The 7,456-nt window shown below is 71.6% G+C and carries 9 protein-coding genes and 1 pseudogene; 3 read left to right on the forward strand and 7 right to left on the reverse strand.

From position 1 onward, the window contains the following. The 3 genes and pseudogenes from ADL12_RS56460 to sigE all read right to left on the reverse strand — a co-directional run. Positions 1 to 951 (reverse strand): annotated as a pseudogene (locus ADL12_RS56460) (hypothetical protein); the annotation flags it as partial. Between the two features lie 305 nt (positions 952 to 1,256). Beyond that, positions 1,257 to 2,228, reverse strand: coding sequence for an anti-sigma factor family protein (locus tag ADL12_RS16450; protein WP_062703074.1), 972 nt, complete (start codon positions 2,226 to 2,228; stop codon positions 1,257 to 1,259). After that, complete coding sequence (gene sigE, locus ADL12_RS16455; RefSeq protein ID WP_062703076.1) at positions 2,225 to 2,923, reverse strand: RNA polymerase sigma factor SigE; 699 nt, start codon at positions 2,921 to 2,923, stop codon at positions 2,225 to 2,227. Before sigE ends, ADL12_RS16450 begins: the two co-directional genes overlap by 4 nt. A 235-nt stretch (positions 2,924 to 3,158) precedes the next feature. Here sigE and ADL12_RS16460 point away from each other — a divergent pair, with 235 nt between their 5' ends. Further along, positions 3,159 to 3,857 carry an O-methyltransferase gene (locus ADL12_RS16460; RefSeq protein ID WP_341846361.1) on the forward strand — a complete coding sequence of 233 codons (699 nt, stop codon included), beginning with the start codon at positions 3,159 to 3,161 and terminating at the stop codon, positions 3,855 to 3,857. A 112-nt stretch (positions 3,858 to 3,969) separates the two neighbouring features. Here ADL12_RS16460 and ADL12_RS50440 read toward each other — a convergent pair whose 3' ends face one another. Then, positions 3,970 to 4,137 carry a DUF3117 domain-containing protein gene (locus tag ADL12_RS50440; RefSeq protein WP_003966491.1) on the reverse strand — a complete coding sequence of 56 codons (168 nt, stop codon included), beginning with the start codon at positions 4,135 to 4,137 and terminating at the stop codon, positions 3,970 to 3,972. 146 nt (positions 4,138 to 4,283) lie between these two features. Beyond that, positions 4,284 to 4,448: a hypothetical protein gene (locus ADL12_RS54000; protein WP_159053179.1), complete on the reverse strand. Its 165-nt coding sequence runs from the start codon at positions 4,446 to 4,448 to the stop codon at positions 4,284 to 4,286. A 64-nt stretch (positions 4,449 to 4,512) separates the two neighbouring features. On the opposite strand from ADL12_RS54000, the gene chcB reads away from it, so the two are divergent. Next, positions 4,513 to 5,316, forward strand: a complete 804-nt coding sequence (chcB, locus tag ADL12_RS16465; protein WP_062703084.1) for a 2-cyclohexenylcarbonyl CoA isomerase — start codon at positions 4,513 to 4,515, stop codon at positions 5,314 to 5,316. 93 nt (positions 5,317 to 5,409) lie between these two features. Here chcB and ADL12_RS16470 read toward each other — a convergent pair whose 3' ends face one another. Further along, complete coding sequence (locus ADL12_RS16470) at positions 5,410 to 5,997, reverse strand: DNA-3-methyladenine glycosylase I (RefSeq protein ID WP_062703078.1); 588 nt, start codon at positions 5,995 to 5,997, stop codon at positions 5,410 to 5,412. Continuing rightward, positions 5,994 to 6,344 (reverse strand): DivIVA domain-containing protein, encoded by a 351-nt coding sequence (locus ADL12_RS16475; protein WP_062703080.1) that lies wholly within the window; start codon positions 6,342 to 6,344, stop codon positions 5,994 to 5,996. The genes ADL12_RS16470 and ADL12_RS16475 overlap by 4 nt, the downstream gene beginning before the upstream one ends. A 145-nt stretch (positions 6,345 to 6,489) precedes the next feature. On the opposite strand from ADL12_RS16475, the gene folP reads away from it, so the two are divergent. Next, complete coding sequence (folP, locus tag ADL12_RS16480; RefSeq protein WP_062703082.1) at positions 6,490 to 7,350, forward strand: dihydropteroate synthase; 861 nt, start codon at positions 6,490 to 6,492, stop codon at positions 7,348 to 7,350. Positions 7,351 to 7,456 lie beyond the last annotated feature (106 nt).

Genomic DNA, 7,456 nt, shown 5'->3' on the forward strand with positions numbered 1-7,456 from the left:
GGCGTCGGCGTAGGCGGGGTCGGGGACTGCCTGGGCGGGGACGCCGACCATGGGGGCCGCCGGGACGAGGGCGGCGCCGGCCGTCGGGGCCCCCGGGACCAGGGCGCCGGAGCCAGGAGGCGCAGGCACGGGCACGCCGGGAACCGCAGGCGCCGCCTGCGCGGGCATGCCATGGGCCGACGCCGGGACGGCAGCGCCCGGGGCCGGGTTCGGTACCGGAGCGGGTGCGCCGGCTGCCGGGGCCGCGGCTGCTGACGGCACGGGCGTGTGCGCCGGTGGTGTCGGCGCCGGTACAGCCGTCCCGTGCGCGGGCGTGGTCGCCGGGTGCTGGACCGGCGGAGCGGGCGCCCAGGGGCCGGGCTCGCCGTAGGGCGGGGTGCTGTAGGGGTCGGGGTCGTGGAGGGGCTTGGGGCGTTCGTCGACGGGCTCTGCGACAGGGGCGGCGCCGTCGGCGGGCACCGCGGGGACAGCGACCGCACCCTCGACGGACTCCGCGCCGCCAGTGCCGGCGTCGGCTACGGGCCCCACGGCTGCGGCACCGGCAGCATCGGCACCCCCCGCGACCGCGTCAGCCTCACCCGCAGCCGGGACGGACGCAGGCGCCCCAACCGGCCGCGCCAGCTCAAAGTCGCCGCCAGTGGAAGCCACGTCACCACCACTGCCGCTCACCGCAGGCCGAGGCAGCTCGAAGTCACCCTCGGCCGAAGCCGCGACGTCGGACGCGCGCGGGGTGGGCAGGGCCAGCTCGAAGTCGCCGTCGGCGTTCGCGTCACCACCGCGCCCGCGCTCACCGGTGTCGTCAGCCGCCGCGCGCTCGGCCGCGTCCGATGCGCCGGGCACCGTCCCGCTCATCTCGTCCGGCGACGGCTCGGCGTCCTCCGCCCGGGCCGAAGGACCCTGCGGCCGGGGCCGGTTCCACCACTTCGCCTTCGCGGGCTTCCCCTCGTTCATGCTCTGCTTCCTGCTCGCTGCTGACCGTTGCCCGAGTAGGACGCTTCGCTCTCCGCCGCGTTCCAGGAGAAACGGTCGACCGTCATCCCGCAGCCCGCGGAGACGACTGCCTACTCAACCTGCGCTGTACCTGCGCTGTCGCGCTCAAGTCACCTCAGAAACCGGCGACTTCGTGCTACCTCCCCCATCCGGCACGCGGCGTCAACAGCGGCCGCGGTTCATCGACTCCGCGTCCGGCCCACAGCCACGGCGCGCGGCCCACCCCGGATTCAATCAGGTTCGTGGGCCGCTGCGCAGAGGCCGGGTCAGCGGCCGGTGGAGGGAGAGGTGGAGGGGGATGACGTCGCGTCGGGGACGGGTGCGGCGAGCAGGTCGGGCGTCGCTGCGGTCTCGGGGGTCGTGGACCATGCGGTCAGGGCGAGCGGCGGGGTCGCGCTGAGCGGGCGTATCAACGGGGACATGGCGGCCGCGCCGGCCACCACGGGCGCCGTCAGGGTGTGCATGTCCTGGTCGGCGGGCTGGGCCGGCATCCCGGGCAGGAGGGGGGCCGACACCTCGGTCGGGGCGGCCGGGGTGTCGAGCGTCCGCTCGCCCTGCCCCTGGGCGAGCAGCGGGCCGGATCCGCGGCGGCGCTGGTTCTCGGGTGCCGTCGCGGCGCCGGTGCCCTGCGTCCGGGCCGGTGTCACATTGCTGCCGCCCGAGCCACCGCGCGCCTCCGCGTCGGTCGGCGCACTCGACGTGACACCGCCCAGCGCGATCGCGGCCAGCGACACCGCGCCCGCCGCGACGAACGCGAACCGCATACGGGAGGACCCGGAGCGATCGGCGTCAGGACGCCCCACGGGGTGGGTGCGGAAGCCACGGTCCGAGGCGGGGAGCCCCGGGGCATGCGGACGGGAGGGGACGTACCCGAACTCGAAACGGTCGCTCCGCTTCACACCGAACACACCGGTGGCACCCGGCCGCCCGGTCAGTCCGCCGAATCCTCCCCCGCCCAGCGGCGAGCCGCCGCCGTCCAGGTCACCTCCCCCGGGGAGGCCCTGAAGGCGGGCCAGGAAACTCTCGGAGGGAGGCGGCGGGGCCGCCTCCGCGAAGACGTTCTTCAGCCGGCGCTGGGCGTCGACCTCGGCCTTGCACTTGGCGCAGGTCGCCAGGTGGGCCAGGACGCGCTCACGCGTCTCATGACCGAGCTCTCCGTCGACGAGGGCGGAGAGTCGGTCTCCCAGGTGCTGCTCGGCCAGGAGCCGTTCTGCGGGGTTGGGTCGAGAGCCACTCACGCGGTCGCGCCCCCTCCCCCCAGTGCGGCCACCCGCGGCACGAAGGAGCGGCGCTCGGCGCGCGCCTCCGGCGAACGGTGGGCAAGGGCCTTGCGCAGCTGCGAGCGGCCGCGGTGGATACGGGACCGGACGGTGCCGAGCTTGACGCCCAGGGTCGCGGCGATCTCCTCGTACGACAGTCCTTCGATGTCGCACAGGACGACCGCGGCGCGGAACTCGGGCGCGAGCGTGTCGAGGGCCTGCTGGACGTCCGCGTCGAAGTGCGCGTCGTGGAAGACCTGCTGCGGCGTGGGCTCCTTGCTGGGCAGCCGCTCGGCCGCGTCGTCGCCCAGCGCGTCGAAACGGATGCGCTGCTTGCGGCGGACCATGTCCAGGAAGAGGTTCGTGGTGATGCGGTGCAGCCAGCCCTCGAAGGTGCCCGGCGTGTACGTCGACAGGGAGCGGAAGACGCGGACGAAGACCTCCTGGGTGAGGTCCTCGGCGTCGTGCTGGTTGCCCGTCAGGCGGTAGGCCAGGCGGTAGACACGGCCGCTGTGCGTGCTGACGATCTCCTCCCACGTGGGCGGAGTCCACGCCTGCCCGTCCGCGTCGGTGGAGAAGGTCGCGGTCTGGGCGTAGTCGCCGGCGTGGCTGTGGTCAGCGTTGTCGTTCACGGATTTCGGCCTGCCCGCCGACCCGAGAAAGCGCCGCAGCACTCCTCCCCGATCCACAGGCGCAGCCGCACCTCCCCTGTCGGCTCTGGTGGTGTCCAGTGGAGCCCCTACCATAGCCACCTCGCCCGTTAGCTCCGGATAAGCGGTTTTACGAGAATTTGATCTGGGCTGACACGGCTGGTGCGCCTGCGTCAGCACTTGCTCGCGGCCCTGCTCGTCGTCGTGATCCAACTGTGTCCCCCCGCTCGTCTTCCCACCCCTCTAAACGCCTGGTCCCATCTGCGGGTTCCCGCCACCAACGGATACAGTCACGCCCAGGCAACCACGGGGACAGGAGAGGGCCATTACCGGCAACCGGCAGACGAGCTGGGCGTTCGCCGACGCCTACGTCGCCGAGGACGAAGTCCTGCGCTGGGCCCGGGACCGGGCCCGTGATGCGGGGCTGCGCTCGGTGTCGCCCGGCACGGGCGCCGCGCTGCGTTTGCTGGCCGCCTCGGTGGACGCGAAGGCGGTGGCGGAGATCGGCACCGGCACCGGCGTCTCCGGTATCCACCTCCTGCACGGCATGCGCCCCGACGGCGTCCTGACGACCGTGGACCCCGAACCGGAGCACCAGCAGTTCGCCCGCCAGGCCTTCCGCGCCTCCGGCTTCGCCAGCAACCGCGCCCGCTTCATCCCGGGCCGCGCCCTGGACGTCCTGCCCCGCCTCGCGGACGCCGGTTACGACCTCGTCTTCTGTGACGGCGACCGGCTGGAGTTCCTCGACTATCTCGCTGAATCGTTGCGCCTGCTGCGTCCGGGTGGCCTCGTCGTCTTCGAGGGCGTCTTCGCCAACGGCCGCACGGTGGACTCGGGCCCGCAGCCCACGGAAGTCATACGCATCCGGGAGCTGCTGCGCGCGGTGCGGGAGAGCCAGGAGCTGGTGCCGTCGCTGCTGCCGGTCGGGGACGGGCTGCTGTGCGCCGTCAAGCGATGACCGTTCGGCCGACCGTACGTCATGGGCTTACTGCTGAGGCGCCGTACTGAAGAAGCAGCGACCCCGGCACCATGTGCGATGCCGGGGTCGCTGAAAGGTAAGGGTCGCTGCGTCAGCCGACGACCTTCTTGAGGGCGTCGCCGAGCGCGTCGGCCTCGTCAGGGGTCAGCTCGACGACGAGCCGACCGCCGCCTTCGAGCGGAACGCGCATGACGATGCCCCGCCCCTCCTTGGTCACCTCGAGCGGGCCATCACCCGTCCGCGGCTTCATGGCCGCCATGCTCGTTCCCCTTCCTGAAACCAGCTCATAGTCAAAGCCGACGGCCCCATGGAGGGCACGCGCGTCTGGCATGAGACACGCGACACCGGCATCGAACACATTGCTTCCAAGCCATTATCCCGCATCTCAGGACCCGATGACCAACATCAGTCGGCATCGCTTGGGCAACGCGCGCGAGCAAAACCACTCAATTCGGCGATGTGACTGCGATACTGCGCCACCGCACGCGCTTCGGCCGAACGTAACCGGACACGAATTCTTTGACGCAGGTCACACGTCCGGTCAGAGCCGTTGTCGGTGATCTCCGCCATGCTGTCCTTCAGACAAGTGCGTACCGACGAGTACGCCGAGCTGCGACACCGGAGGGGATACGCCATGGCCGACACCGTGCTCTACGAGGTGAGCGACGGGCTCGCGACGATCACGCTGAACCGCCCCGAGGCGATGAACGCGTTGAACATCGAGACCAAGGTCGCCCTGCGGGACGCGGTCCAGGCTGCGGCGGGCGACGACGCCGTACGGGCCGTGCTGCTGACCGCGGCCGGGGAGCGGGCGTTCTGCGTGGGCCAGGACCTGAAGGAGCACATCGGGCTGCTGGTCTCCGACCGGGAGACCGGGTCGGGGCAGACGATGAGCACGGTGCGGGAGCATTACAACCCGATCGTCACTGCGCTTACGTCCATGTCGAAGCCGGTGGTGGCCGGGGTGAACGGGGTCGCCGCCGGGGCGGGGTTCGGGTTCGCGTTGGCCGCGGACTATCGGGTCGTGGCGGATACGGCGGCCTTCAACACGTCGTTCGCGGGGGTCGCGCTGACCGCCGACTCGGGTATCTCGTGGACGCTGCCGCGGGTCGTCGGCCCGGGGCGCGCCGCGGACCTGCTCCTCTTCCCGCGGAGCATCAAGGCGCAGGAAGCGTACGAGCTGGGGATCGCGAACCGGGTTGTGCCTGCTGGTGAGCTGCACGAAGAGGCCGCGAAGGTGGCGCGGGCGCTCGCCGAGGGGCCGACGGTGGCGTATGGGGCGATCAAGGAGGCGATGGCGTTCGGGCTGTCGCACTCCTTGGAGGAGACCTTGGAGAAGGAGGACGATCTGCAGACGCGGGCGGGGTCTTCTGAGGACCATGCGATCGCTGTGCAGGCCTTTGTGAACAAGGAGAAGCCGAAGTATTTGGGTCGATGAGCTCGGGGCGGTAGCGCCGTCGGGGGCTGCGGGTTCGTTGTGGTTGATCGCGCCCACGCGGCGGAGCCGCCTATCGATAGAGCCCCGCGCCCCTTACGCGGCGCTTCTCGCGACGCATGCTTCCAAGTGGTCGTCGACCAAGCCGCACGCCTGCATCAGGGCGTATGCCGTCGTCGGGCCTACGAAGCGCAGGCCACGCTTCTTCAGGGCTTTGGACAGGGCCGTTGACTCCGGGGTGACTGCGGGGACGTCCGCCAAGGTCTTCGGGACCGGGCGTGCGGTCGGATCCGGGGCGTGAGACCAGATCAGGGCGTCGAGCTCACCCGGGGTCCAGTCGGCCAGCACGCGTGCGTTGGCGAGGGTCGCGTCGATCTTGGCTCGGTTGCGGATGATGCCCGGGTCGGCGAGGAGGCGGTCGCGGTCGTCGTCGGTGAAGGCGGCGACCTTGGCGATCTCGAAGCCTGCGAAGGCGGCGCGGAAGCCCACGCGGCGGCGCAGGATCGTGATCCAGGACAGGCCCGACTGGAAGGCCTCGAGGCTGAGGCGTTCGTAGAGCGCGTCGTCGCCGTGGACCGGGCGGCCCCACTCCTCGTCGTGGTACGTCACGTAGTCCTCGGTGGACAGCGCCCAGGGGCAGCGCAGGGCGCCGTCCGGGCCGGCGAGGGCCGTACCGTCGCTCATCGCTGGTCCTCCTCGGCGTGCTTCTCCATCGACACATGGCCGGCCGACGCCTGCGCGCCCGCCAGCGCGGACTCCAGGTCGGCGATACGGGCGTCGCGCTCGGCGAGCTCGGCACCGAGGCGGCTGAGGGCGTCGTCGACGTCGGACATGCGGTAGCCGCGGGCGGCGAGCGGGAAGCGGAGGGTCTCGATGTCCACGCGGTCGATCGGGCGGTCCAGCGGCAGCAGGTCCTGCAGGCGCTCGGGCGCGGCCTCCGGCAACGGGCCGTCGCCCTCGCCGCCGCCCACCACGGCGAGTGTCACCGCGGCGACCACGACGGCGAGCGCGACGACCAGGAACAAGAACATAACCATCGCTGTGGCCCCCACGGTCGGTGAATGCGAGCGGTCGAGTGTGTCAGTGTCCGATCGTGCCATGCGACTCTGACAGTTAGGGTCGCAGGCGGCAGAAGGCCGGCGACTTGCCAGGACGTACTAGGAGAGGTCACAGGGGATGCTCAGGCTGGGCAGGCGTGAGTTCGACACGCATGAGCCGGTGATCATGGCGATCGTGAACCGGACCCCGGACTCCTTCTACGACCAAGGGGCGACGTTCCGCGACGAGCCCGCCCTCGCGCGCGTGGAGCAGGCCGTGGCCGAGGGGGCGGCGATCATCGACATCGGTGGCGTCAAGGCCGGGCCGGGGGAAGACGTGACCGCCGAGGAGGAGGCGCGGCGGACGGTCGGGTTCGTGGCCGAGGTGCGGCGGCGTTTTCCGGATGTCGTGATCAGTGTGGACACCTGGCGGGCCTCGGTCGGGGCGGCGGTGTGCGAGGCGGGGGCGGATCTGCTGAACGACGCGTGGGGTGGGGTGGATCCGGGGCTGGCGGAGGTCGCTGCGCGGTACGGGGTGGGGCTGGTGTGTACGCATGCGGGGGGTGCGGAGCCTCGGACTCGGCCGCATCGGGTGACGTACGACGACGTCATGGCCGACATTCTGCGGGTGACCGTGGGGTTGGCCGAGCGGGCGTTGGGGCTGGGGGTGCCTCGGGAGTCGATCCTGATCGATCCCGGGCACGACTTCGGGAAGAACACGCGGCACAGCCTTGAGGCGACTCGGCGGTTGGGGGAGATGGTGGAGACGGGGTGGCCGGTGTTGGTGTCCCTGTCGAACAAGGACTTCGTCGGGGAGACGCTGGACAAGCCTGTGAAGGAGCGGGTGGTGGGGACGTTGGCCACTACTGCGGTGTCGGCGTGGTTGGGGGCGCAGGTGTATCGGGTGCATGAGGTGGCGGAGACCCGGCAGGTTCTGGACATGGTGGCGTCCATCGCGGGGCGCCGGCCGCCGGCGGTGGCGCGGCGGGGGCTGGCCTGACAGGTTCCTCGCCCCCGCCGCCCCTACCCATTCCCGTCCCCTGGGGGCTGCCGCCCCCAGACCCCCGCTTCGGCCCTGAACGGGCCTCGTCCTCAAACGCCGGACG

The sequence above is a fragment of the Streptomyces regalis genome (assembly GCF_001509475.1).
Classification (GTDB): domain Bacteria; phylum Actinomycetota; class Actinomycetes; order Streptomycetales; family Streptomycetaceae; genus Streptomyces; species Streptomyces regalis.